The following is a 25,011-nucleotide window of genomic DNA, read 5'->3' on the forward strand; positions in this document are numbered from 1 at the left end:
GATCAGAAGTGGAAGTTGGTGCTCAGCAATGCCGTACGGCCCGCCGCCTGGTTGGCGAAGTGAGTCGAGAAGGCCTTGTCGTAGTAGGTTTCGTTGGTCAGGTTCTGCACGTTCAGTTGCAGGTCGACGTTTTTGCTCAGCTTGTACGCCGCCATCGCGTCGTAGCGAACGTAGGAATCGACCATGGTGGTGTTGGCCACGCTGCCGAACACGTCATCCACGTAGAACGCACCGCCACCGATGGTCAGCTTTGGCGTGACCTGGTAAGTGGTCCACAGGCTGGCGCTGTTTTTCGGCGTGTTGGGCAGCTCGTTACCGTTGTTGGCCTTGTTGGCTGGCAGGTCACCACCGTCCACCTGTTCGCTGTCCATGTAGGCGTAACCGGCGAACACTTGCCACTTGTCGGTGATCTTGCCGCTGGCGGACAGCTCGATACCTTGAACACGGGTCTTGCCGGCGTTCTCGTAAGAGGTGGTATCGACCTGGACACGCGCGTTTTCTTTCTCGGTGCGGAAGATGTCGGCGGTCAGCGACAGGCGATCGTTCAGCAGATCCCACTTGGTGCCGATTTCGTAGTTCTTGGTGGTTTCCGGCTCCATGTCGCTCTTGAGCAGGTTGCCGTTGCGATCCGGCGTGCCGCCCAGCGGGTTGCCTTCCTGACCTTCACCCAGGGTGTTGCCTGGCGGAGTGGCCGAGGTGGCGTAGGACGCGTAGATGCTGCCGTTCTCTGCCGGCTTGTAGACGATGCCGAACTGACCGGTGACGAACTCGCTGGTGTCAGAACCTTTGGAGGTGGTGTTGCCGGCGGCGGTGTAGGTCTTGTAGCCGGTTTCGAAGTGGTCGTAACGCAGGCCCATGTTCACCAGCCATTGCTCGGACAACTCCAGGGTGTCGAACGCATACAGCGCGTAGGTATCGGACTGGGTGTCGGTGCCGGCGTAGTTGCGCGAGATCGCGCCGTTCCACGGGTCGTTCGGGTTCGGGTTCGACAGCGAGGTGCAGTTGTAGCCGCTGGCGGCGCCGATCAGGCCCGGGTTGCAGTTGGTGGTCACGGCCGAGGTGCGCGGCGTGGTGTCGGTGTTGACGTTGTACGAGGATTTGCTGCTTTCCTCACGGGTGTATTCGACACCGGTGGAGAAGCTGTTCTTGAAACCGGCGACGTAGAAGTTGCCGAACAGATCGGTCTGGTTGGTGGTGGTCTCGGTGTTGCTCACACGAGTGTTCGCACGACGCCAGACGCTGCCGTTGTTGACGTTGCCCTTGCTGTCGTCCGGCTGGGTCAGGATGTAATCCTGCATGCTGGTGCCATGACGCAGGGTGTTCTTGATCGTCAGCGAGTCGCTCAGGTCATGCTCGATGGCGAAGGTCGCGGTGTCGGTGCGGCCCTTGCGGAAGTCGCGGTCCAGACCGTAGAAATTGCTGTGATCGCCGCCGGCGTACGGCTTGTCCGGGTTGGACTTGGTACGCGCCGCCGAGCCACCGGCCGGAATGGTGTAAGGGATGCCCGAATCCGGCGTGTCGTTGCTTTCGAGATGGTAGTAATCGAGGTTGACGCGGGTGTCGGTGCCCAGGCCGAAGGCCAGGGACGGCGCGATGCCCCAGCGGTCGTAGTCGACCTTGTCGCGACCGGCGACGTTGCTCTCGTGGCTCATCAGGTTCAGGCGGCCGGCAGCGGTGTCGCTGAACTGGTAGTTGCCATCCATGGTGTAGCGCTGGGTCTGGTCGGAGCCCCAGGTGAAGCCACCGTCGAACGAGTTGCCCAGGTGTGCTTTCTTGCTCACCAGGTTGATGCTGCCGCCCGCCGCGCCGCGACCGCCGATGGCGGAGTTCGGGCCCTTGCTGACTTCGATGTTTTCCACGGCGAAGATTTCGCGGCTCTGGGAGCCGGTGTCGCGCACGCCGTCGAGGTAAGTGTCGCCCTGGGCGTCGAAACCACGAATGAACGGCCGGTCGCCCTGCGGGTTGCCGCCTTCACCGGCACCGAAGGTGATGCCCGGCACGGTGCGCAGCGCGTCCTGCATGTTCAGGGCGCCGGTGTCCTTCAGGACTTGTTGGGGGATAACGGTGACCGAGCGCGGGGTATCAACCAGTGGCGCGGTGTACTTGGGCGAGGAGGCTTTCTCGACCTGGTAGGACGTCGAGTCCTGGGCTTCGCCGGTGATGGCGGTGGCGTCCAGGGCGATGGCATTGCCGGTGGCTTTGCTGTCGGTTTTTTCGGCGGCGAACACCATGTGGCCTGCGGAGCCGGCGGTAATTGCCACGCCGATGGCGGAAGCGAGCAGACGCGGTGAACTGACCGGTAATTGTGCGAGTTGACGTGCCATTTTTATTCCCCTCCCCAAGGATTTGAGGCGGCGGAATATAGGGTAAACAGGTATTCGTATCAATTGCGAAACATTACTATTCGCGACAAATTTACATTCTTTACAATTTAACCTTACGGTTTTTACCAGTTCATTCGTCTAGCGGGTTTTACACAGTCAATAAGAATCAATACCATTGGCATCCTTTTGCCATCTGGTGACGTCGCCATGCTCCTGCACATTCCCGCGCTGTTCGAGAAAGACGAAGTGCAGCGTATTCGCCAGGCGCTGGAACAGGCCGACTGGGCTGATGGAAAGATCACCGCCGGCTATCAATCGGCCAAGGCCAAGCACAATCTGCAGTTGCCGGAAGGCCATCCACTGGCCAAAGAGATTGGCGCGGCGATGCTTGAGCGCCTGTGGAAAAATCCGCTGTTCATGTCCGCCGCTTTGCCGCACAAAGTATTTCCGCCGCTACTCAATTGCTACACGGCGGGCGGCAGTTTCGATTTCCACATCGACAACGCAGTGCGCCAGCCCAAGGGCAGCATCGAGCGCGTACGCACCGACCTGTCTGCCACGCTGTTTTTCAGCGAGCCCGAGGACTACGACGGCGGCGAGCTGGAAATCCAGGACACTTTCGGCACCCAACGGGTGAAACTGCCCGCCGGCGACATGGTGCTGTACCCCGGCACCAGCCTGCACAAGGTCAACGCGGTCACTCGCGGTGCGCGCTATGCCTCGTTCTTCTGGACTCAAAGCCTGGTGCGCGAGGACAGCCAGCGCGCCTTGCTGTTCGAAATGGACGGTGCGATCCAGCAGCTCACGCAAGACATGCCCGATCACCCTTCGCTGATCCGCCTCACCGGCACCTATCACAACCTGCTGCGTCGCTGGGTCGAGGTGTAAGTGGCGGACTTTCGGTTACGTCGCGAAGAAGTCCTCGACGGCGAACGCCTCACGGCCATGCTCGAAGAAAGTCCGGCCCGCGCGGCTCAGGCGATTCTGATCGCGGCGGGTGAGGGGGTGCTGGAAGCGCAGGCGCTGCTCGGGCAGATCCTGCTCGATGGTCACGGGATTGCTCAGGATCAGCCGCTGGCCTTGCGCTGGTTTGAAATTGCCGCAGGGCAAGGTCATCTGATGGCGCGCAACATGCTCGGTCGTTGTCATGAACATGGCTGGGGCTGTGCCGCGGATGCCTCGGCTGCGGCAGGGCACTATCGAATCGCCGCTCGAGCCGGCCTGGATTGGGCGATGTACAACTTCGCCAACCTGCTGGCCACCGGGCGAGGAGTGGCGGCAGATCATCTTCAGGCGCTGGACTTGTATCGGCGCGCTGCCGAGGCTGGCCACGCCAAGTCGATGAACCTGTTGGGGCGTTATCTGGAGGAGGGGCAGGTGTGCCGCCAAGACCTGGCAGCGGCTCACGACTGGTATCGGCGTTCAGCCGAGGGCGGGGATTTTCGTGGTCAGTTCAGCCATGCAGCGATTCTGGCCGAAGCTGGGCGAATCACCGATGCCTTGCACTGGCTTGATAAAGCGCTGGTTCACGGCAATATGAATTTCTTGAGGGTTGCCAGCGAGGCGCTGCTCGCTTCCCCGCACGCAAAGATCCGCGCCATGGCGGGAGCTTATCGTCAACGCCTCTGTGCACTCGAGACCGAGTCTCCAGCCCTTCATCGACCATGAAGGGCTGGAGTGATCGATCAGCCGCGCAACCAGCGGCTTTTAAGGGGAATCAGGTAACTGCGCAGGGCCTGGCTGTGTTCGAGCACTCGTTCGCCACGCAGCAGAATGTCTTCATGGAGCGTAGCCGTGAGGGCGTCAAGAAACGCGGAGAAGGCATCCGATAATTTGCGTGTCTCTCTGACGTAGGCTTGTTGGTGTGGCACGACTTTCTGGGTGTCGTTCAACTGGCGAGTCTTGTCGTCGTTGTCGCGCAATTGTTTCTCCAGGGAGGCCAGGCGTTCTTCCCGTTGCACGAGGCGCATCTGGATGATTCGTCGTGCTTCGATCAGATCCTTGTATTTGATCAGCTCGTTGGCCTCGTCCAGAAACTTGTTGGCGACGATCAGCCCGGCTTCGAGTGCTGCAGCTTCAGGCGACTTGGGCCTGTTGCCGATCATTGCCGCCAGTTGCTCGAGCAAGGGTTTGATCCGGTCGATGAATGTCAGCTTTTCAAACTCGGCAATCGCAAGATTCAGCACCGCCTCGTCGGCTTTCAATTCAGCCAGCGGGACTGTCTCGGTTTGGTATTCCCGATCCAGGTTGACTCTGGCGTTCGCCAGCTCTTCGAGCCTGAAACGGTTGTTACTGATGGCAATGCTCTCAACAGTGAAGACGCTGTCGTGCAGCGACGAATGCAGCGTTGTCATTTGTACGGTGCACAGTGTGATCAGTTGCTCGACGATTTGCGAATAGAGCTTGCGTGCATGCTCAGCCTGACTGTTCGACTCACGTTGATTGAGGATGGCCAGTGCCTGCAGGTTTTCGTTCAGATCATCTGTGTCCAGCGCTGTCATTGCCGATGCGATGGTGTTGGCAGCGACAAGATCCAGTTCGCTGATGGCTGCATTCAAACGAACCAGTTCATCGCTCAAGGCTTTGATATACAGATTGGCGGAGCCAATGATTGCCTGAAAACGAATAGCCTCACGGCTTTCTTGAATGCGGCCAAGGTCGGGAACGACATAGGAAATTTTTGTCATGATGATTTCTTCTTGATTGAAATGATCGAGTCAGTCGAATGCTTTGATAAGTTGTTTCGAGTTGGTTTGAACGGTCTTCCAGTTCTTAAGAACAACTTTCAAACTCGAGACGAAACTTCTCAGGGTCAGGAATTCGTTGATCCCCATTAATTTGTTTTGCGAGGCGTTGATGTAGTCCGTAATGGAGATCCACAGTGTTTCAAGTTGCGAGGTGCTTTGGATGGCACCCTCTACATAAATCGACATGCTGTTCAATCCCGCCTGGAACTCCATGAGCGAGCCCGCGAGGATGTTCTTTTGCTTGACCTGCTCGATCAATAAATCTCGTTGATCAATCAGAGGGCGCAAGTGGATTTTCTGCTGAAGTTCGAGGTGCTGGTACCAGGTCGATGAACCGCCTCTGTAACCAACGATAAAGCCAAGGATATGTTCGAAAAAGTTCGGCTCGGTTTCCCTGGTCTTTTCATCAATGCTTTTTTGGGCTTGATCAATGGCGGCATTCAGCTCGGTGAGCTGTCGGTTGATTTGCGCATCACTGGCCAGACGCAGTTTTTCACCAATACCGATGGCAACCTTGTCGCTAAGGTCGCTCTTGAAGTATTTCAGGCGTTCGCTGACGTCCTGGCTGCTGAGTTTTTTCTCTCCGATCGACCTTGCAATGAACGCCAGCGATTCTTGAATCGAGCCGAAACGGTTCTTCTCGGTCTTGCCGATCTCCAATGGCGGGAGACTGGCGATCTCTTCCTCGGACAGCGAGTCGATGGTGCCCAGGTAGTTTATGTAGCCCGGCATGCTCACGATGGCGTCGATAATATCCTGACCGAAACTCTCCAGATCTTCTGAAAACGTCGACAGACTTCCAGCCACGCGTTTCATCGAGTATTCGATGTCGTTCCAGGCGTTGGCGTTATTGATGATCAGGTGATTGAGTTCGACAACGTCAAGCACCTCAAGACCGGCAATGCCGGTGGACTTGGTGTTTAGTTGCGCTTCCACAGCTTCGATACTGCGCGGCAGCGTCCTGGCAGCGGATATGTAGTTTTTGATTTTTCTGATGTCGTCTGTGGTGACGAACGGGTTTGAACTCGGTTGCACTTTTAGTTCCTTTTAAAGTGTTGTTCGAGTTCTTAGCGTAAGCCTGTTTCTTGGCTGGCGGGTATGGGTTTAGTGTGACCTGTTGTTGTTTATTATTTGTTGTTATTTTGAACTTGCTGCATAAAAAAACCGTGCCTGGGCACGGTTTTTTTATGCGCTGTGCGTGTTACACGTAAAACGACTTCAGCGGCGGAAAGCCATTGAATTCTACGGCGCTGTAGCTGGTGGTGTACGCACCGGTCGACAGCCAGTACAGGCGATCACCGATCGCCAGGTTCAGCGGCAGGCCGTACTTGTAGTTTTCGTACATGATGTCGGCGCTGTCGCAGGTCGGACCGGCGATCACGACTTCTTCCATCTCGCCTTTCTTCTCGGTCCAGATCGGGAACTTGATCGCTTCGTCCATGGTTTCGATCAGGCCGGAGAACTTGCCCACATCGGTATAAACCCAACGCTCGACGGCGGTACGGGACTTGCGCGCGACCAGCACCACTTCACTGACCAGGATACCGGCGTTGGCGATCAGCGAACGGCCCGGCTCCAGAATGATTTCAGGCAGGTCATCACCGAAGTCTTCCTTCAGGAAGCGGATGATTTCTTCGGCGTAGGTTTCCAGGCTGTTGGTGCGGGTGATGTAGTTGGCCGGGAAGCCACCGCCCATGTTGATCAGCTTGAGGTGGATGCCGTCTTCTTCCTTCAGGCGTTCGAAGATCACTTTGACCTTGGCGATCGCGGCGTCCCAGACGCTGATGTCGCGCTGTTGCGAACCGACGTGGAACGAGATGCCGTACGGCACCAGGCCCAGGTCGCGGGCGAGGATCAGCAGATCCATGGCCATGTCGGTCTGGCAGCCGAATTTGCGCGACAGTGGCCAGTCGGCCGTGGTCGAGCCTTCAGTCAGGATGCGCACATAGACTTTGGCGCCCGGTGCAGCCTTGGCGATGTTGCGCAGGTCGGCTTCCGAGTCGGTGGCGAACAGACGCACGCCCTTCTCGTAGAAGTAGCGAATGTCCTTGGACTTCTTGATGGTGTTGCCGTAGCTGATCTGGTCCGGGCTGACGCCACGGCTCAGCACTTTGTCCAGCTCATAGATCGAGGCGATGTCGAAGCTCGAGCCTTTCTCCTTGAGCAGGTCGATGATCTCGACGGCCGGGTTGGCCTTGACCGCGTAGTAGACCTTGGCGAATTCGAAACCGGCGCGCAGGTCATCGTAGGCCTGGGCGATCATCGCGGTGTCGATCACCACGAACGGGGTTTCCTGTTTGTCGGCGAACGCCTTCATTTTCTGAAAGGTTTCGCGCGCGAAATAGTCTTCGACCTGGATCGACATACTTGGGACTCCTAGTGGCAAACGTCGTTAATCAATGGGTGCAAATGAACGTCCTCCGTATCCCCACTTTGGTTCGCCTACTTCCCAAGGCATGTCGCCGAAAGCAAAAAGGCCATGGGAAATGTAGTCTTTCTTTCCCTTGGCCTTGCTGTCTCGTCGTCAGTACTTGAGCCGGATGGATCGTTTCCAGCATGGACGTTCGGCGCGAACTTTAGGGCGTGAGGGGCCTGAGATCAACTAAAAATGTCGCGTTTTTGCACGCTTCTGACGTACGTCGCGGATATCACTCTTTGTACCCGACCCAGATGACGGCCAGATGTTCCGCAATAATTTTCAGGTGTTAAAAATACCTGCACGTTCGACGCTGATGTGTGCCAAGTCTCCGATAAGTGCGTTCACTTCAACATCGGCGACGTTGGCGGCGAGAAGGGGAGATGAGGGGGAAGTTGCTGGTTAAGGCTGACATTCGCGGACGGGGTCAGCCTTCTCACGTGTTGATATTTCTTGCCGGCTCTTCGTTGGCAAAAAAATCCGGCTTTCAGGTTCCGGTACTTGAAAAAAAGGGCTGTCGAACAGCCCTTTTGCTTTTGATCAGGCCACGGCCTCGGCTGGCGACACGATATTGGTCTTCATGCCGCGTGATCGACCCGAACTCAGGTAGGCCGCAATCGACTCCTGGGTAACTTCGCCAAGAAATACCCGCTCGGCATCCATCACCGGCAGCCATGAGCGATTGAACTCGTACATGCGCGACAGCAGGATGCGCAAATGCTCGTCGTATGCCGCCGTGGCGTTGAATTCGCGCAGGAACTGCGCACAGGTGCCGGTCTGACGATGCAGGTCTCGACGGCGCACATAACCCAGTGCCTTGTTCTCAGCGTCAGTGACGACGACATAGCGACGGTCATGTTCGTCCATCAACTCCAGCGCATCGGCCACCGGGGTTTCCGGGCTGACTGACGGCGCGTTGTCTGCTGCGTCTTCGGCTTTCACCAGCAGCAGGCGTTTGAGGGTGCTGTCCTGGCCAACGAAGTTGCTGACAAAGTCGTCCGCCGGATGGGCGAGCAGGGTGTCCGGATGGTCGATCTGCAACAGTTTGCCGGCACGGAAGATCGCGATCTTGTCGCCGAGCTTGATCGCTTCGTCAATGTCGTGGCTGACCATGATCACGGTCTTGTTCAGCGCGCGCTGCATCTCGAAGAATTCGTTCTGGATCATCTCGCGGTTGATCGGGTCGACCGCGCCGAACGGTTCGTCCATCAGCAACAGCGGTGCATCCGCCGCCAGCGCACGGATCACGCCGATCCGTTGCTGCTGGCCGCCGGACAGTTCACGCGGGTAACGATGCAGATATTGCTTGGGCTCAAGCTTGATCATGCTCATCAGTTCGCGGGCGCGGTCGTGGCATTTCTGTTTGTCCCAGCCGAGCAGTTTCGGCACCACCACGATGTTCTCTTCGATGGTCATGTTCGGGAACAGACCGATCTGCTGGATCACGTAGCCGATGTTGCGGCGCAGGGTCACTTCGTCGAGGTCGGTGGTGTCTTCGCCGTTGATCAGGATCTTGCCCGAGGTCGGCTTGATCAGGCGGTTGATCATTTTCAGCGTGGTGCTTTTGCCGCAGCCCGATGGCCCGAGGAACACACAGATTTCGCCTTCATTGACGGTCAGGCTTACCGAGTCCACGGCTTTCACATCTTTGCCGTTGCTTTGGAAGGTCTTGCTGAGGTTTTGAAGTTCGATCATTTGAGGAGTCCTTTTGGAGTCAGCGAACGTTGCAGCCACTGCAAAATGAGGTCGGCGAAGATCGCCAGAAGACTGACCAGCAGCGCGCCGACGATGAGCATCGACATGTCGCTGCGGCTGATGGAGGCGAGGATCAGCACGCCGAGGCCGCCGGCGCCGATGGTCGCGGCAATGGTCATCACGCCGATGTTCATCACTACGGCGGTGCGCACCCCGGCGAGGATCACCGGCACGGCGATCGGTAACTCGACCATTCGCAGGCGCTGGCCGAAGGTCATGCCGATGCCGCGTGCGGCTTCGCGGATGCCCGGTTCGACGCCGGTCAGGGCGAGGTAGGTGTTGCGCATGATCGGCAGCAGTGAATAAAGGAACACGGCGGTGATCGCCGGCATCGGGCCGAGGCCCTGGCCGAATTTCGAGTAGAACGGCAGCAGCAGGCCGAACAGCGCAATCGACGGCACGGTCAGCAACACCGTGGCGCTGGCCTGCAAGGGGCCGGCGAGGCTCGGGAAGCGCGTCATCAAAATGCCCAACGGCACGCCGATGAAAATCGCCAGGCTGACGGCGATGCCGACCAGCGTAATGTGCTGCCAGGTCAGGTGCATCACCTGCTGCCAGTCGAGGTGGGAAAAGGCGTTCAGGAATTCCATGACTTTTCCTCCTTTAGTTCAGTGGATGCTGGCGCAGGAAATCGGCAGCGACTTTCGACGGGCTCTCGTGATCGACGTCGACCCGCGCGTTGAGCTGGCGCATGGTTTCGTCGTCGAACAGCTCGGCCAGCGGTTTGAGTTGCTCGGCCAGTTGCGGGTGCGCGTCGAGGTAGGCCTGACGCACCACGGGCGCTGCGGTGTAATCCGGGAAGTAATGTTTGTCGTCTTCCAGCAGCTTCAGCCCGAAAGCATTGAGGCGGCCGTCGGTGGTGTAGACCAGACCGGCAAACACCTGGCCGTTACGCAGCGCGGTGTAGACCAGGCCCGCGTCCATCTGCCGGATGTTCTTGCGGGTCAGGTTCATGTCGTAGAGCTTGACCATGCCGTCCAGACCGTCGGAGCGATTGGCGAACTCGGTGTCCAGCGCCACCAGATGATTGGTTTTGGCTTCAGCCTTCAACACGTCGTTCAACTGGCTGATGGTGTGGATCTGCGGATATTCCTCGGCCACTTTTTTCGGCAGGGCCAGGGCGTAGGTGTTGCTGAATTTCGACGGTGTCAGCCAGACCAGGCCTTTTTTCGCGTCGAGTTCTTTCACCCGGGCGTAGGACTGTGCGCTGTCGAGTTTTTCGGTGACATGGTTGTAGGCCACCAGCGACACGCCGGTGTATTCCCAGAGCATGTCCAGTTGTCCGGTTTCGTGGGCGCTGCGGGCCAGGTTGCTGCCCAGACCGCCGGTGATCTGCGCGTCGTAGCCTTTGCTGCGCAGGTATTGCGCGGTGATTTCCGCGAGCAGGGTCTGCTCGGTGAATACTCGGGCGCCGAGGCGAATCACCGGTTTGTCGGCGGCTTGGGCGATACCTGCGAAGAGCAGCACGCAGCCCAGAATCAAACTAAGTCTTTTCATAAATATTCCTTCGCAAAGCCTTAAGACGGGCGCAAACCGCGTTCCAGCCAGAGACGGCTGGCGAGGGTGACCACGCCATCGAGCAGCAACGCCAGCAGCGCGGTGCACGCGGCGCCGAGCAGCAGTTGCGGCTGATTGTTCAGGGCGATGCCGGGGAAGATCAGGCTGCCGAGGCTGTTGGCGCCGATCAGGAAGGCCAGCGGCGCGGTACCGACGTTGATCGCCAGCGCCACCCGCACACCGCCGACGATGATCGGCACGGCGTTGGGCAACTCGACTTTCCACAGCACCTGGCGCGGAGTCATGCCGATGCCGACGGCGGCTTCTTTCAGCGAGCCCTGGACGTTTTTCAGGCCTTCATAGGTGTTGCGCACAATCGGCAACAGTGAGGCGAGGAACAAAGCGAAGATCGCCGGGCCGCTGCCGATGCCGAGAATCCCCAGGGCAATCGCGAGTACGGCCAGCGGCGGCACGGTGTTGCCGATGTTGAAGATCTGCATGAAGCGTTCGGCGCGGCCAACCATGTGCGGGCGGCTCAGGAAGATGCCGGCGGGAATGCCCACGACCAGGGCGGCCAGCATTGAAGCGAGGACGAGAATCAGATGAGCTTGCAGGTAAAACAACAAATCGTCGCGGTAGTGTTCGATCGTGTTGATGCCGATCCAGTGGATCAGCAGGGCCAGGAGCGCGATCACCACCGCACCTCCCATCAGCCCTTTGCCATAGCGGATAGCCACAGGCGGACTCCTTTTTTTAGTCGGCGACCGCTGCTCCGTGTGGCATGCCATGCCTGGCTGCCGGAGTCAGTGTTCGCGAGAAGCAGCTTTTTTTCAGCCCGGCAAAAGCGGTCTGAAAGCCAGCCATGAGCGCAGCCTCGTCAGGCTAACTTGCTGATTTTTCAGCCCCTGACGAATTGTCGTAACAGGGGATGGACGTCTCCGTGCTTTAAAAGGTTCCCATCCGAGGCAGCATTTGGCCACCCTTAATGTGCTCAACGGTTCGGTTATTGAATCGAGTTGGGCTATAATCGCCGCCCTTTTTTGAATCACCGCCAGGCGATTTCCCATGACCAGACAGGCCGCCGAAGTCGCGAAACGCCGCACTTTCGCCATTATTTCCCACCCCGATGCCGGTAAAACCACCATCACCGAAAAGCTCTTGCTGATGGGCAAGGCGATTGCCGTGGCCGGTACGGTGAAATCCCGTAAATCCGACCGCCACGCGACATCCGACTGGATGGAGATGGAAAAGCAGCGGGGCATCTCGATCACCACGTCGGTCATGCAGTTCCCATATCGCGAACACATGATCAACCTGCTCGACACCCCGGGCCACGAAGACTTCTCCGAAGACACCTACCGCACCCTGACCGCGGTGGACTCGGCCCTGATGGTTCTCGACGGCGGTAAAGGTGTAGAGCCACGTACCATCGCGCTGATGGACGTCTGCCGTCTGCGTGACACGCCGATCGTCAGCTTCATCAACAAACTCGACCGTGACATCCGCGACCCGATCGAACTGCTCGACGAAATCGAAGCCGTCCTGAAGATCAAGGCTGCGCCGATCACCTGGCCGATCGGTTGCTACCGCGACTTCAAAGGCGTGTACCACCTGGCCGACGACTACATCATTGTCTACACCGCCGGTCACGGTCACGAACGCACCGAAACCAAGATCATCGAGAAGCTCGATTCCGACGAAGCCCGCGCGCATCTGGGCGACGAGTACGAGCGTTTCCTCGAGCAGCTGGAACTGGTGCAGGGCGCCTGCCACGAGTTCAATCAGCAGGAATTCCTCGACGGCCAACTGACCCCGGTGTTCTTCGGTACTGCATTGGGCAACTTCGGTGTCGATCACGTACTCGACGCCGTGGTCGACTGGGCCCCGCGTCCGCTGCCACGCGTAGCCAACGAGCGCACCGTGGAGCCGGTGGAAGAGAAGTTCTCGGGCTTCATCTTCAAGATCCAGGCGAACATGGACCCGAAACACCGCGACCGCATCGCCTTCATGCGTATCTGCTCCGGCAAGTACGAAAAAGGCATGAAGATGCGCCACGTGCGTACCGGCAAGGACGTGCGCATCGGCGACGCCCTGACCTTCTTCTCCTCCGAGCGTGAACAGCTGGAAGAAGCGTACGCCGGCGACATCATCGGTCTGCACAACCACGGCACGATCCAGATCGGCGACACCTTCAGCGAAGGCGAAACCCTGGGCTTCACCGGTATCCCGCACTTCGCCCCGGAACTGTTCCGTCGCGTACGCCTGCGCGATCCGCTGAAATCCAAGCAACTGCGCCAGGGCCTGCAACAGCTCGCCGAAGAAGGCGCGACCCAGGTGTTCTTCCCGGAGCGCAGCAACGACATCATCCTCGGCGCCGTCGGTGTGCTGCAGTTCGATGTGGTCGCCAGCCGCCTGAAAGAGGAATACAAGGTCGAGTGCTCCTACGAGCCGATCACCGTGTACTCCGCGCGCTGGATCGAATGCAGCGACAAGAAGAAGCTGGAGGAATTCTCCAACAAGGCCGTGGAAAACCTGGCACTGGACGGCGGCGGTCACCTGACCTACCTTGCGCCAACCCGGGTCAACCTGGCCCTGATGGAAGAGCGCTGGCCGGACGTGAAATTCCGTGCGACGCGCGAGCATCACTAAGCGCTGAGTTGCTCCATCCCAAGCCCCCGATGCGCAAGCCTCGGGGGCTTTTTGTTGGCTGCAGAATCAGTTGCTCATCAAGTATTGGAGAGAAGCTACCTCGCTTAGCCGATCCGGTTATGAGTGTTATTCGAAAGCGGTCTGTCCACGCACGGCATTTCCGGGCATGGGTTAGCGTCCTATCTGGTGAACCCGGCGGATCGGAACTAGATTTCAATCAGCGTCAGGTCAGCATGAATTTCTCACCTGGAACAGGATGGACTCGACCATGAAAAACAGGTTGCTACGGGTTTTGCTGCTGTTGAAAGTGATGGTGATGCTGTCCCTCGGCACCGCGACGGCTTGGGCCGAGTGCGAGGATCACGATACCCAGGCCTCCAGCGGGCAGGTGGGGCACAGCGCGCTGATGCTGGCCAAGTCCGAGTCCGAGCCGGGCGATCAGGGCCAGGGTGGCAGCGCCGACGATGACGACTCGACCACCGATGAACCGGACACCGATGATCCGGACGAAGGCGATAGCCAGACGTAGATTCCGGTCAAAAGAAAACCCCTTCTTTCCCGATTGATGCGCAATCGGGGCAGAAGGGGTTTGGTCAACTCATCAACAACCCGCCCCGGGAAACAGGGCGGGTTTTTTCATGCCGCGCCGTCGAGGAACTGCTCGGCGTAGTGGCACGCAACCTGACGCGTGTCGAGCTGGCGCAGGGCCGGCTCTTCGCTGCTGCAACGCGCGGTTGCGTATGGGCAGCGCTTGTGGAACGCGCAGCCAGGTGGCGGGTTCAGCGGGTTGGGCAGCTCGCCGACGATCTTGATTTTCGGCTTGTCCGGATCCGGGTGGATGGTCGGAGTCGCCGACAACAACGCCTGAGTGTACGGGTGCAGAGGACGGGCATAGATGTCGTGCTTCGGACCGATTTCCACCGGGCGACCGAGGTACATCACCATCACGTCATCGGCCACGTGCTGCACCACCGCCAGGTTGTGCGAGATGAACACGTAACCGGTGTTGAACTCCTGCTGCATGTCCATGAACAGGTTCAGCACCTGCGCCTGGATCGACACGTCCAGCGCCGAGGTCGGCTCGTCCGCCACCAGCACTTTCGGTTGCAGCATCATGGCGCGCGCCAGTGCAATACGCTGACGCTGACCGCCGGAGAACATGTGCGGATAACGCTGGTAGTGCTCGGGACGCAAGCCGACCTGCTTCATCATCGCCTGGACTTTCTCGCGACGCTCGGCGGCCGACAGGTTGGTGTTGATCAGCAGCGGCTCGGCCAGCTGATCACCGATTTTCTGCCGTGGGTTCAGCGATGCGTACGGGCTCTGGAACACCATCTGCACGTCTTTGCGCAGTTGTTTGCGCTGAGCCTTGTCGGCGCCGGCCACTTCCTGCCCGGCGATTTTCAGCGAGCCGGATGACGGCTCTTCGATCAGGGTCAGGGCGCGGGCGAGGGTGGATTTGCCGCAGCCCGATTCACCGACGACGGCGAGGGTCTTGCCGGCTTCCAGCTCGAACGACACGCCGTTCAGGGCGCGCACGGTGGCGTGGCCCTTGAACAGGCCACGGGAGACTTCGTAGTGACGGGTCAGGTCGCGGGCGGTAAGTACGACGGCCATTACGCCACCTCCTGGTTCAACGGATAGAAGCAGCGGGCAAGGCTGTGGCTTTTCGGGTCAAGGGTCGGACGCTGCGCGCGGCAGCTGTCCTGCACGTACGGGCAGCGCGGCGACAGCAGGCAGCCTTGCGGGCGGTCGTAACGGCCGGGAACGATGCCCGGCAGAGTGGCCAGACGCTCGGCACCCTGGCTGTGTTCCGGAATCGCCTTGAGCAGCGCTTCGCTGTACGGGTGCGCCGGGATGTCGAACAGTTGCGGCACCTGACCGACTTCAACGGCTTGACCGGCGTACATCACACACACGCGCTGGGCGGTTTCGGCCACGACGGCGAGGTCGTGGGTGATCAGCACCAGGCCCATGTTCTGCTCTTTCTGTAACGCCAGCAGCAGGTCCATGATCTGCGCCTGGATCGTCACGTCGAGTGCGGTGGTCGGCTCGTCGGCGATCAGCAGTTTCGGTTCGCCGGCAATCGCCATGGCAATTGCTACACGCTGGCTCATGCCGCCGGACAGTTGGTGCGGGTAGGCATCCATACGGCTGGCGGCGCCCGGGATTTCGACTTTTTCCAGCAGTTCGATCGCACGCTTGCGCGCTTGCTTGCCGGACATTTTCAGGTGCAGGCGCAGCACTTCTTCGATCTGGAAACCGACGGTGTAGCTCGGGTTCAGCGCGGTCATCGGGTCCTGGAACACCATCGCCAGGTCTTTGCCGACAATCTGCCGACGCTGGCGGTTGTTCAGCTTGAGCATGTTCTTGCCGTCGAAGCTCAGGGCGTCGGCGGTGACGATCCCCGGGTGCTCGATCAGGCCCATCAGCGCCATCATGGTCACGGACTTGCCGGAACCCGACTCGCCCACGATCGCCAGGACTTCGCCCTTGTCGACTTTCAGGTCGAGGCCGTCGACGACCGGGGTGGCGTTCTTGTCGCCGAAGCGAACGTTGAGATTCTTGATTTCTAACAGTGACATGGGAATCTCCTCAGGCGGCGTTCTTGAGTTTCGGGTCCAGCGCATCGCGCAGGCCGTCGCCCATCAAGTTGATTGCCAGCACGCTGAGCAAAATGGTCAAACCAGGCAGACTCACCACCCACCAGGCGCGTTCGATGTAGTCGCGGGCCGAAGCCAGCATGGTGCCCCACTCAGGGGTTGGCGGCTGGACGCCGAGACCGAGGAAGCCCAGGGCGGCGGCATCGAGGATCGCCGAGGAGAAGCTCAAAGTCGCCTGGACGATCAGCGGCGCCATGCAGTTCGGCAGCACGGTGATGAACATCAGGCGTGGCAGACCTGCACCGGCCAGGCGCGCGGCGGTCACGTAGTCGCGGTTCAGTTCACCCATCACGGCGGCACGGGTCAGACGCACGTAGGACGGCAAGGACACCACGGCAATCGCGATCACGGTGTTGATCAGGCCAGGGCCGAGGATGGCGACGATCGCCACGGCCAGCAGCAGCGACGGCAGGGCCAGCATGATGTCCATCAGACGCATGATGGTCGGGCCGACCACTTTCGGGAAGAAACCGGCGAACAGACCCAGCAGGATCCCCGGGATCAGCGACATCACCACCGACGACAGGCCGATCAGCAGCGACAGGCGCGAACCCTGGATCAGGCGCGACAGCAGGTCGCGACCCAGTTCATCGGTGCCGAGCAGGAACTGCATCTGCCCGCCTTCGAGCCACGCCGGCGGCGTCAGCAGGAAGTCGCGGTATTGCTCGCTCGGGTTATGCGGGGCGACCCACGGCGCGAAGATCGCGCAGAAAATCACCAGCAGCATGAACAGCAGGCCGGCGACGGCGCCCTTGTTCTTGGCGAAGGCCTGCCAGAACTCTTTGTACGGTGACGGGTACAGCAGACTTTGATCCACGGCGGTGGCAGCGGTGGCTACTGAGGAAGTTGGAGTGCTCATGGGTATTGACCTCAGCGCTGATGACGGATGCGTGGGTTGGCAAAGCCGTAGAGGATGTCCACCACGAAGTTGACCAGAATCACCAGGCAGGCGATTAACAGGATGCCGTTTTGCACAACCGGGTAGTCCCGGGCGCCGATGGCTTCGATCAGCCATTTACCGATGCCGGGCCAGGAGAAGATGGTTTCGGTCAGGACCGCACCGGCCAGCAGGGTGCCGACTTGCAGGCCGACCACGGTCAGTACCGGGATCAGCGCGTTGCGCAGGCCGTGCACGAACACCACGCGCGACGGCGACAGGCCTTTGGCCTTGGCGGTGCGGATGTAGTCTTCACGCAGCACTTCGAGCATCGACGAACGGGTCATCCGCGCGATCACCGCCAGCGGAATGGTGCCGAGCACGATGGCCGGCAGGATCAGGTGGTGCAGGGCATCGAGGAAGGCGCCCATGTCATCGGCCAGCAGGGTGTCGATCAGCATGAAACCGGTGCGCGGCTCGATGTCGTAGAGCAGGTCGATCCGCCCGGACACCGGGGTCCAGCCCAGGCTCACCGAGAAGAACATGATGAGGATCAGGCCCCACCAGAAAATCGGCATCGAATAACCCGCGAGGGAGATGCCCATCACCCCGTGGTCGAACAGGGATCCTCGCTTGAGGGCCGCGATCACCCCGGCCAGAAGGCCCAGGATGCCGGCGAACAGCAGGGCGGCCATGGACAGTTCCAGGGTCGCCGGAAAGAGGGAGGTGAACTCGGTCCATACGCTCTCACGGGTGCGCAGGGATTCACCGAGGTCGCCGTGGGCCAGTTTGCCGATGTAGTCCAGGTACTGGGCGTACAACGGTTTGTTCAGACCGAGGCGTTCCATTGCCTGAGCGTGCATTTCGGGGTCGACCCGACGTTCGCCCATCATCACTTCCACGGGGTCGCCGGGAATCATGCGAATCAACGCGAAAGTCAGCAAGGTGATGCCGAAAAACGTGGGGATCAATAACCCCAGTCGGCGGGCAATAAAACTAAACATCGTGTGTGGTACCTCATCAGCCGGTTAGGCGTGCCCGGTTTCCCTGGGGTCAGGGAAACCGGGAGTTTTCTTATCTACTTCACCTGGGTGGTGGCGAAGTTATTGGTTGTCAGAGGGCTGATGTGATAACCCTCTACGTTGTTGCGCATTGCGGTGAACATGCGGGTGTGGGCCATGCTGATCCACGGTTGGTCCTGATTGAACAGCACTTGAGCCTGTTCATACAGCCTGGCGCGTTCGGCCGGATCTACTTTAGCCCGTGCTTCGTCGAGCAGGGCCTGGAATTTCTCGTTGCACCAGCGCGCGTAGTTTTCGCCGTTCTTGGCGGCTTCGCAACTGAGCATAGGCGTCAGGAAGTTATCCGGGTCGCCGTTGTCGCCCGCCCATCCGGCCGAGACCATGTCGTGCTCGCCGGCCTTGGCGCGTTTGAGCATCTCGCCCCATTCCATCACGCGGATGTCGATCTTGATCCCGACTTTCGCCAGGTCGGCCTGCATCATCTGCGCGCCGAGCATCGGGTTCGGGTTGGTCGGGCCGCCGCCGTTGCGGGTGAACAGGGTGAACGTGGTGCCTTCCGGTACACCGGCTTCCTTGAGCAGGGCGCGGGCCTTGTCGAGGTCACGTGGCGGGTTTTTCAGCTCGTGGTTGTAGCCCAGCAGGGTCGGCGGATACGGGTTGACCGCCACGCTGGCGTTGCCTTTGCCGAACAGGGCGTTGACGTAGGCTTCCTTGTCGAAGGCGATGTCGATCGCTTTGCGCACCCGCACGTCGCTGATGTACTTGTGCTGGGTGTTCATGGCGACGTAGGAGACGGTCATCGCATCCAGTTCGTCGACTTTCAGGTTGCTGTCTTTCTTGATGCTCGGGATGTCATCCGGTTTCGGGTACAGCGCGATCTGGCACTCGTTGGCCTTGAGTTTCTGCAAGCGCACGTTGTTGTCGGTGGCGATCGCCAGGATCAGCGCGTCAGCCGGCGGCTTGCCACGGAAATAGTCCGGGTTGGCCTTGAAGCGCACCTGGGCGTCTTTGTTGTAGCGCTGGAAGATGAACGGCCCGGTGCCGACCGGCTTGTTGTTCAGGTCACCGGTCTTGTTGGCCTTGAGCAACTGGTCGGCGTATTCGGCCGGGTAGATCGAGGAGAACGCCATGGCGATGTCGGCCAGGAACGGCGCTTCGCGGCGGGTCAGGGTGAACTTGACGGTGTTGTCGTCGACTTTCTCGACGCTTTTGAGCAGTTCCTTGAAGCCCATGCTTTCAAAGTACGGGAAGCCCACGCTCGACAGCTTGTGCCACGGATGATTCGGGTCCAGCTGACGCTGGAAACTCCAGACCACGTCGTCGGCGTTCATGTCGCGGGTCGGCTTGAAATATTCGGTGGTGTGAAACTTGACGCCTTTGCGCAGGTGGAACGTGTAGGTCAGGCCGTCTTCGCTGATGTCCCACGACTCGGCCAGCGCCGGAATCACTTCGGTGGTGCCGGGCTTGAAGTCCGCCAGACGGTTGAAGATGGTTTCGGCCACCGCGTCGGCAGTGACTGCAGTCGTGTACTGGACCATATCGAAGCCTTCCGGACTGGCTTCGGTGCAGACCACCAAGGGTTTGGCCGAGACGCCGACAGCGACACTCAGCAACGCAGCCGCGATGGCCGCACGTAGGGGAAGCATTTTCATCAAGAACCCTCTGCAATCGGTTGAAGACAAAAAGCCGAACGGCCGACTCGTCACTGAGTCAGCCGTCGGCTGGCGTTTTTACAGGATGTTGAACGGAACGGTGGTCACCAGACGGAACTCGTTGATGCTGCCGTCAGCCTGGTTTTCGCTGGCGCGGTGCGCGGTGTAGGTCGCACGAACGGTAGTGGCTTTCAGAGGACCGCTCTGTACGGCATAAGAGGCGCCGATGCCGTATTCATAGTGGTGCTCGCCGTCCATCGACTGCACACCATCGTAGCCGCCACCCTTGTAGTGAGTGCCGTCGATGCCCCAGCCGCGGGCCTGGTAGATGTTGAACTTCAGGCCTGGCACGCCGTATTCGGCCATGTTCAGACCGTAGGCCACCTGGAAGGATTTCTCGTTCGGGCCGTTGAAGTCCGACAGCAGGGAGTTGGCCAGGTAGATGCCGTTGGTTTCGTGCAGGTAGTCGAAGTACTCGTTACCGTTCACTTCCTGGTAGGAGAAGGTCAGGGTATGCGCCTGGTGGGTCAGACCGAACGACAGGGAGTAGGTGTCGTTGTCGATTTCACCGAGTTTTTTCTTACCTTCGTCCACGGTCTTGTAGTAGTTCAGACCGGTGGTCAGAGCCAGAACCGAGCTGTCACCCAGCACGTGGGTGGCGCCGAAGTAGTACTGGTTCCACAGGTCTTCGGCCTGGGTGCCCCACAGGCTGGTGGTCAGGCTGGCGAACGGCTGATACGAGATGCCGCCGGTGTGAACGTGGTCGGCTTCGGCATCGATCGCGCCGTATTCGGAGCGGAATTTGCTCAGGCTTTCTTCGGTACGCGGCGAAACGCGGTCGAACGAGGCCAGGTCGAAGGACAGGTTGTTCAGCTCTTCGCTGTGGATCGCGATACCTTCGAAGCTCGATGGCAGCGGACGGTTGCCGATCACGTCGACCTGCGGGCTGCTGAAGTTCATGCGGCCGGCGGTCAGGGTGGTGTTGGAGATACGCGCCTTGACGTTGGCCAGGCCGACTTTGCTCCACTGGCCCTGGGCTTCGCCGCCTTCACGGGTCAGGGTACGGTTGTTGCCCGCGCCTGGACGGGTGCCCGGTGCGCCACCGTTGTTGGACGCCAGGTTCTCGCGGTCACGCTCCAGCGCAATGGCGTTGTACGCCGCCACTTCGGTGCTGAAACCGACGGTGCCCTCGGTGAAGCCCGAGTTGTACTTGACGATGGTGCCCTGCACCCAGTTGATACGGCGGTCGGTCGGAGTGGCCACGCCATCCTTGCGATAGGCGAACTTGCCGCCGCGTTTCAGTTGTTCGTTGGCGTACCAGTTACGGGTCGAGCCGCTGATCGACTGACCTTCGAGGAAGCCGGTGGCTTCAGCCTGGGCGCTCTTCTCGTTGACGGTCACCGGAGTGAACGCCTGGCTTTGGGTTTCCGCGTAAGCCGTGGCGGTGATGCTGCTGATGGCCAGGGCCAGTATCGCGGTATTGCTCAGTTTCATGGGTGAAGCTCCTTTACTTTCTTTTTATGCCGGCTTTTTTGGGTTGGCCGGTTATTGGTTTAGAACTCATTCACACATCGCAAACGTTTGCAAAAGGCCTGATTGGCGAATTTCGGCAAAGCGCTTGCGTGAGGGGGTAGACGGCCCCTCAGCATTGCGGCTAATCGGTTTTGTGTTTAATCGATGCTGACACCCGAAAACACGTTGCGACCAAACGGGCTCACTTTGAACCCTTCGACTTTGGCGCTCAGCGGCTGGTTGACCGTCGAGTGGGCGACAGGCGTGATCGGTACTTGCTGCTTGAGCAGTTGCTGGGCCTGTTTGTAGAGCACGGTGCGTTGGTCGCGGTCGGTGACGACCTTGGCCTGCTTGATCAGCTTGTCGTACGCCGGATCGCACCACATGGAGTAGTTGTTGCCGCCGATGGCGTCGCAGCTGTACAGCGTGCCGAGCCAGTTGTCCGGGTCCCCGTTGTCACCGGTCCAGCCGATCAGGCTGATGTCGTGCTCGCCATTCTTGGTGCGCTTGATGTACTCGCCCCATTCGTAGCTGACGATCTTCACTTTCAGACCGATCTTGGCCCAGTCCGCCTGGAGCATCTCGGCCATCAGTTTGGCGTTCGGGTTGTACGGCCGTTGTACCGGCATCGCCCACAGGGTGATCTCGGTGCCTTCCTTGACGCCGGCAGCCTTGAGCAGCTCTTTGGCTTTCTCCGGGTTGTAGGCGGCGTCCTTGATGGTGTCGTCGTAGGACCATTGGGTCGGCGGCATGGCGTTGACGGCCAGTTGGCCGGCGCCTTGATAAACAGCGTTGAGAATCCCCTGTTTATTCACCGCCATGTCCAGTGCCTGGCGCACTTCGAGCTGGTCGAACGGCTTGTGGCGCACGTTATAGGCGATGTAGCCGAGGTTGAAGCCTGGCTTCTCGATCAATTGCAGTTTCGGGTCGTTCTTCAGTGCCGGCACATCGGCCGGACGCGGGTGCAGGGTGATCTGGCATTCGCCGGCCTTGAGCTTCTGCACACGCACCGAAGCGTCGGTATTGATCGCGAAAATCAGATTCTTCAGCTTCACCCGGCTCTGATCCCAGTAATGCGGGTTGCCGGTGTAGCGGATGTTCGAGTCTTTCTGGTAGCTCTTGAACACGAACGGGCCAGTGCCGATCGGCTTCTGGTTGATGTCGCTCGGCTTGCCTTCGGCCAGCAGTTGGTCGGCGTACTCGGCGGACAGGATGGCGGCAAAGCTCATGGCGATGTTCTGGATGAACGCGGCGTCGACGCTGTTGAGCGTGAACTGCACGGTCAGCGGCCCGGTCTTCTCGACCTTGGCAATGTTCTTGTTGAGGCTCATCCCGTTGAAATACGGGAACTCGGTCGGATAAGCCTTACGGAATGGCTGTTGCGGATCGAGCATGCGGTTAAACGTGAACAGCACGTCGTCGGCGTTGAAATCGCGCGTAGGTTTGAAGTACGGCGTTGTGTGAAATTTCACACCTTCACGCAGGTGAAAGGTGTACTTGAGGCCATCCTCGGAGATGTCCCAGCTGGTTGCCAGGCCCGGTACGACATTGGTCGCGCCTTTTTCAAACTCGGCCAGTCGGTTGTACAGCGGTTCGGCGGCGTCGTTATCGGTTGCCGTCGTGTACTGCGCGGTGTCGAAACCGGCCGGACTGCCTTCGGAGCAGAACACCAAACTGTTGCTGGCGGCGAAACTGGCGGACGTGGCGGCCAACAGGCCGGCGCCCAGCAATGCGGAAAAAACCAAGGTATGGCGCATGACGCTCCCTCTTTTTTAGTGTTTTTCAATGCGCCGCGATCCCGTCCAGGGACGTTGTGGCTGCATTGAGCTCAAACCAACAGCAAACCGATAGCCCACGCAGTCACTGGTCAGAACCCGACGGTAGGGGCCGTGGGTCTGGCAGTAAATGCGCTGAGTCCTAAAGACTCGTAGGAAAAGGCAACACGTCCTAACCCAACCTAGTAAGACTGGTTAGAAAAGGCTGTAGGCGAATTCCTGACTTCTCGGCAAAAAAACAGCGGCGACGCTGAAAACGTCGCCGCTGCTTCTTTTATTTGCTGACGCTGACGCCGTAGAAGGAGTTCAAGCCGAACGGGCTGATCTTGAAGTCCTGCACGTTGGCGCGCATGGGTTGATACACCGTCGAGTGAGCGATGGGTGTCATAGGGACTGCATCTTTGAGGACGTGCTGCGCCTCTTTGTAGAGTTCGGTGCGCTTGGCCTGGTCAGTGGTGCGCTTGGCTTCTTTCACGAGGCCGTCGAATTTCTTGTCGCACCATTTGGAGAAGTTGTTGCCACTCAGCGAGTCGCAACCAAACAACACGTTGAGCCAGTTGTCCGGATCACCATTGTCACCGCTCCAGCCGATGATCATCGCCTGGTTCTCGCCGCCTTTGGAGCGCTTGATGTACTCGCCCCACTCGTAGCTCTGAATCTTCACGTTCAGACCGATTTTCTTCCAGTCGGACTGGAGCATTTCGGCCATCAGCTTGGCGTTCGGGTTGTACGGACGCTGAACCGGCATCGCCCACAGGACGATCTCGGTACCTTCCTTGACGCCGGCTTCCTTGAGCAGCTGCTTGGCTTTCTCAGGATCGTACTTGGCGTCCTTGATGGTGGTGTCGTAGGACCACTGGGTCGGTGGCATGGCGTTGACGGCCAGTTGGCCTGCGCCCTGGTAAACCGAGTCGATGATCTGTGGCTTGTTGACGGCCATGTCCAGCGCCTGGCGCACGCGCAGGTCGGCCAGCGGGTTAGGCTCGTTGCTGCCCTTGACCTTGTCCATCACGTTATAGGCGATGTAGCCCAGGTTGAAGCCGGCCTGGTCAGGCATCTTCAGCGCAGGGTCGGCTTTCAGTGCCGCGAGGTCGGCCGGACGCGGGAACAGGGTGACCTGGCACTCGTTCTTTTTCAGCTTCTGGATACGTACCGACGGGTCGGTGGTGATAGCGAAGATCAGGTTGTCGATCTTCACGTCTTCAGGCTTCCAGTAATCCTTGTTGCCGGTGTAACGGATGTTGGAGTCTTTCTGGTAGCTCTTGAACACGAACGGGCCAGTGCCGATCGGCTTCTGGTTGATGTCGGCAGCCTTGCCTTCCTTCAGCAGCTGGGCTGCGTACTCGGCGGACTGGATCGACGCGAAGCTCATGGCCATGTTCTGGATGAACGCGGCGTCGACTTCTTTCAGGGTGAACTTGACGGTGTGGTCGTCGACTTTATCGATCTTGGTGATGTTGGTATCCATCCCCATGTCGGTGAAGTACGGGAATTCGGTCGGGTACGCCTTACGGAACGGGTCATCCTTGTTAATCATGCGATTGAAGGTGAACAGCACGTCGTCGGCGTTGAACTCACGAGTCGGCTTGAAATACGGGGTGGTGTGGAACTTGACGCCTTCACGCAGGTGGAAGGTGTAAGTCAGGCCGTCATCCGAGATGTCCCACTTGGTCGCCAGACCAGGAGTCACGGCGGTGCCGCCACGCTCGAACTGGGTCAGACGGTTGAACATGGTTTCGGCTGAGGCGTCGAAGTCGGTTCCGGTGGTGTACTGGCCTGGATCGAAACCGGCCGGGCTGCCTTCGGAGCAGAACACCAGGTTAGTCGCAGCGGTGGCGAAAGGTGCGGAGGCTAACAAGCCTGCGCCGACTAAAAACGGAATGACCGCGTGTTTAAGCATGTTGGCCTCATGATTTGTTGTCATTTTTTAGTAGTGAGGTACGACCTCGTGAGTCGTGCCTGCGGATACTTATGCAGGGCCCATACCCAATGCAAGATCCAGAGCGCTCGGCGGCGTCAAAGCGTGGCACGAACGTACCTTAATGTCGCATCCGTATAACTTCTGACGCATTTGACCGTTTGCGGCCGGTTTTTACGGTGCAAGCGGGGCCCCAAAACGGTG

Annotated in this window: 20 protein-coding genes; 4 read left to right on the top strand and 16 right to left on the bottom strand. The window is 59.3% G+C overall.

The annotated features are described in order from the left end of the window. Positions 1-2 precede the first annotated feature (2 nt). Entirely contained in the window at positions 3-2,324 is a 2,322-nt protein-coding gene (locus CAF77_RS12275; protein ID WP_064382571.1) for a TonB-dependent siderophore receptor, read from the bottom strand. 207 nt (positions 2,325-2,531) lie between these two features. Between CAF77_RS12275 and CAF77_RS12280 the strand changes: the two genes are divergently transcribed. Together CAF77_RS12280 and CAF77_RS12285 are read left to right on the top strand one after the other, a co-directional pair. Further along, positions 2,532-3,212, top strand: a complete 681-nt coding sequence (locus CAF77_RS12280) for a Fe2+-dependent dioxygenase (RefSeq protein ID WP_064382570.1) — start codon at positions 2,532-2,534, stop codon at positions 3,210-3,212. Further along, positions 3,213-3,992 (top strand): tetratricopeptide repeat protein, encoded by a 780-nt coding sequence (locus CAF77_RS12285; protein ID WP_236195799.1) that lies wholly within the window; start codon positions 3,213-3,215, stop codon positions 3,990-3,992. Between the two features lie 17 nt (positions 3,993-4,009). Here the strand turns inward: CAF77_RS12285 and CAF77_RS12290 are convergent, their stop codons facing one another. The 7 genes from CAF77_RS12290 to CAF77_RS12320 all read right to left on the bottom strand — a co-directional run bounded on the left by CAF77_RS12290 (position 4,010) and on the right by CAF77_RS12320 (position 11,449). Further along, a complete protein-coding gene (locus CAF77_RS12290; RefSeq protein ID WP_085654602.1) occupies positions 4,010-5,011 on the bottom strand; it encodes an alpha-xenorhabdolysin family binary toxin subunit B in 1,002 nt (333 codons plus the stop codon). Positions 5,012-5,041: 30 nt separating this feature from the next. Beyond that, the gene (locus CAF77_RS12295) at positions 5,042-6,106 is read right to left on the bottom strand and encodes an alpha-xenorhabdolysin family binary toxin subunit A (RefSeq protein WP_064382568.1); all 1,065 of its coding nucleotides are present in this window, start codon (positions 6,104-6,106) and stop codon (positions 5,042-5,044) included. A gap of 166 nt (positions 6,107-6,272) precedes the next feature. Continuing rightward, positions 6,273-7,436, bottom strand: a complete 1,164-nt coding sequence (locus CAF77_RS12300; protein WP_039769212.1) for a type III PLP-dependent enzyme — start codon at positions 7,434-7,436, stop codon at positions 6,273-6,275. A gap of 591 nt (positions 7,437-8,027) precedes the next feature. Further along, positions 8,028-9,182, bottom strand: a complete 1,155-nt coding sequence (locus CAF77_RS12305; RefSeq protein ID WP_039769215.1) for a betaine/proline/choline family ABC transporter ATP-binding protein — start codon at positions 9,180-9,182, stop codon at positions 8,028-8,030. Next, positions 9,179-9,832, bottom strand: coding sequence for an ABC transporter permease (locus tag CAF77_RS12310; RefSeq protein WP_064382567.1), 654 nt, complete (start codon positions 9,830-9,832; stop codon positions 9,179-9,181). Before CAF77_RS12310 ends, CAF77_RS12305 begins: the two co-directional genes overlap by 4 nt. A 13-nt stretch (positions 9,833-9,845) precedes the next feature. Then, complete coding sequence (locus CAF77_RS12315; protein WP_085654604.1) at positions 9,846-10,739, bottom strand: glycine betaine ABC transporter substrate-binding protein; 894 nt, start codon at positions 10,737-10,739, stop codon at positions 9,846-9,848. Positions 10,740-10,759: 20 nt separating this feature from the next. Beyond that, positions 10,760-11,449 (bottom strand): ABC transporter permease, encoded by a 690-nt coding sequence (locus tag CAF77_RS12320; RefSeq protein WP_170928954.1) that lies wholly within the window; start codon positions 11,447-11,449, stop codon positions 10,760-10,762. A gap of 355 nt (positions 11,450-11,804) precedes the next feature. On the opposite strand from CAF77_RS12320, the gene CAF77_RS12325 reads away from it, so the two are divergent. Next, a complete protein-coding gene (locus tag CAF77_RS12325; RefSeq protein ID WP_011332431.1) occupies positions 11,805-13,388 on the top strand; it encodes a peptide chain release factor 3 in 1,584 nt (527 codons plus the stop codon). A gap of 268 nt (positions 13,389-13,656) precedes the next feature. After that, positions 13,657-13,917 (top strand): hypothetical protein, encoded by a 261-nt coding sequence (locus CAF77_RS12330; RefSeq protein ID WP_064384136.1) that lies wholly within the window; start codon positions 13,657-13,659, stop codon positions 13,915-13,917. Positions 13,918-14,024: 107 nt separating this feature from the next. Here CAF77_RS12330 and CAF77_RS12335 read toward each other — a convergent pair whose 3' ends face one another. The 8 genes from CAF77_RS12335 to CAF77_RS12370 all read right to left on the bottom strand — a co-directional run bounded on the left by CAF77_RS12335 (position 14,025) and on the right by CAF77_RS12370 (position 24,789). Beyond that, positions 14,025-15,005, bottom strand: a complete 981-nt coding sequence (locus CAF77_RS12335; protein WP_007953682.1) for a peptide ABC transporter ATP-binding protein — start codon at positions 15,003-15,005, stop codon at positions 14,025-14,027. Next, positions 15,005-15,973, bottom strand: coding sequence for an ABC transporter ATP-binding protein (locus tag CAF77_RS12340; RefSeq protein ID WP_064382563.1), 969 nt, complete (start codon positions 15,971-15,973; stop codon positions 15,005-15,007). Before CAF77_RS12340 ends, CAF77_RS12335 begins: the two co-directional genes overlap by 1 nt. 10 nt (positions 15,974-15,983) lie before the next feature. Beyond that, complete coding sequence (locus CAF77_RS12345; protein WP_011332434.1) at positions 15,984-16,910, bottom strand: ABC transporter permease subunit; 927 nt, start codon at positions 16,908-16,910, stop codon at positions 15,984-15,986. 11 nt (positions 16,911-16,921) lie between these two features. Beyond that, the gene (locus tag CAF77_RS12350) at positions 16,922-17,932 is read right to left on the bottom strand and encodes an ABC transporter permease subunit (RefSeq protein ID WP_007953665.1); all 1,011 of its coding nucleotides are present in this window, start codon (positions 17,930-17,932) and stop codon (positions 16,922-16,924) included. A 74-nt stretch (positions 17,933-18,006) separates the two neighbouring features. Continuing rightward, positions 18,007-19,602 carry an ABC transporter substrate-binding protein gene (locus CAF77_RS12355; protein WP_085654606.1) on the bottom strand — a complete coding sequence of 532 codons (1,596 nt, stop codon included), beginning with the start codon at positions 19,600-19,602 and terminating at the stop codon, positions 18,007-18,009. A 78-nt stretch (positions 19,603-19,680) separates the two neighbouring features. Next, complete coding sequence (locus CAF77_RS12360; RefSeq protein WP_085654608.1) at positions 19,681-21,096, bottom strand: OprD family porin; 1,416 nt, start codon at positions 21,094-21,096, stop codon at positions 19,681-19,683. 176 nt (positions 21,097-21,272) lie between these two features. Further along, positions 21,273-22,871: an ABC transporter substrate-binding protein gene (locus CAF77_RS12365; RefSeq protein WP_064382561.1), complete on the bottom strand. Its 1,599-nt coding sequence runs from the start codon at positions 22,869-22,871 to the stop codon at positions 21,273-21,275. Positions 22,872-23,163: 292 nt separating this feature from the next. Beyond that, positions 23,164-24,789 (bottom strand): ABC transporter substrate-binding protein, encoded by a 1,626-nt coding sequence (locus CAF77_RS12370; protein WP_064382560.1) that lies wholly within the window; start codon positions 24,787-24,789, stop codon positions 23,164-23,166. Between the last annotated feature and the right edge of the window lie 222 nt (positions 24,790-25,011).

Origin of the sequence: Pseudomonas sp. R15(2017), assembly GCF_002112685.1 — a bacterium.
In the GTDB taxonomy this organism is placed as follows: domain Bacteria; phylum Pseudomonadota; class Gammaproteobacteria; order Pseudomonadales; family Pseudomonadaceae; genus Aquipseudomonas; species Aquipseudomonas glycinae.

Bases quoted from the DNA above. Each gene is read 5' to 3' on its own strand.
- CAF77_RS12275 (WP_064382571.1), bottom strand. From the start codon at position 2,324: ATGGCACGTCAACTCGCACAATTACCGGTCAGTTCACCGCGTCTGCTC.
- CAF77_RS12280 (WP_064382570.1), top strand. From the start codon at position 2,532: ATGCTCCTGCACATTCCCGCGCTGTTCGAGAAAGACGAAGTGCAGCGT.
- CAF77_RS12290 (WP_085654602.1), bottom strand. From the start codon at position 5,011: ATGACAAAAATTTCCTATGTCGTTCCCGACCTTGGCCGCATTCAAGAA.
- CAF77_RS12300 (WP_039769212.1), bottom strand. From the start codon at position 7,436: ATGTCGATCCAGGTCGAAGACTATTTCGCGCGCGAAACCTTTCAGAAA.
- CAF77_RS12305 (WP_039769215.1), bottom strand. From the start codon at position 9,182: ATGATCGAACTTCAAAACCTCAGCAAGACCTTCCAAAGCAACGGCAAA.
- CAF77_RS12310 (WP_064382567.1), bottom strand. From the start codon at position 9,832: ATGGAATTCCTGAACGCCTTTTCCCACCTCGACTGGCAGCAGGTGATG.
- CAF77_RS12315 (WP_085654604.1), bottom strand. From the start codon at position 10,739: ATGAAAAGACTTAGTTTGATTCTGGGCTGCGTGCTGCTCTTCGCAGGT.
- CAF77_RS12320 (WP_170928954.1), bottom strand. From the start codon at position 11,449: ATGGGAGGTGCGGTGGTGATCGCGCTCCTGGCCCTGCTGATCCACTGG.
- CAF77_RS12325 (WP_011332431.1), top strand. From the start codon at position 11,805: ATGACCAGACAGGCCGCCGAAGTCGCGAAACGCCGCACTTTCGCCATT.
- CAF77_RS12330 (WP_064384136.1), top strand. From the start codon at position 13,657: ATGAAAAACAGGTTGCTACGGGTTTTGCTGCTGTTGAAAGTGATGGTG.
- CAF77_RS12335 (WP_007953682.1), bottom strand. From the start codon at position 15,005: ATGGCCGTCGTACTTACCGCCCGCGACCTGACCCGTCACTACGAAGTC.
- CAF77_RS12340 (WP_064382563.1), bottom strand. From the start codon at position 15,973: ATGTCACTGTTAGAAATCAAGAATCTCAACGTTCGCTTCGGCGACAAG.
- CAF77_RS12345 (WP_011332434.1), bottom strand. From the start codon at position 16,910: ATGAGCACTCCAACTTCCTCAGTAGCCACCGCTGCCACCGCCGTGGAT.
- CAF77_RS12350 (WP_007953665.1), bottom strand. From the start codon at position 17,932: ATGTTTAGTTTTATTGCCCGCCGACTGGGGTTATTGATCCCCACGTTT.
- CAF77_RS12355 (WP_085654606.1), bottom strand. From the start codon at position 19,602: ATGAAAATGCTTCCCCTACGTGCGGCCATCGCGGCTGCGTTGCTGAGT.
- CAF77_RS12360 (WP_085654608.1), bottom strand. From the start codon at position 21,096: ATGAAACTGAGCAATACCGCGATACTGGCCCTGGCCATCAGCAGCATC.
- CAF77_RS12365 (WP_064382561.1), bottom strand. From the start codon at position 22,871: ATGCGCCATACCTTGGTTTTTTCCGCATTGCTGGGCGCCGGCCTGTTG.
- CAF77_RS12370 (WP_064382560.1), bottom strand. From the start codon at position 24,789: ATGCTTAAACACGCGGTCATTCCGTTTTTAGTCGGCGCAGGCTTGTTA.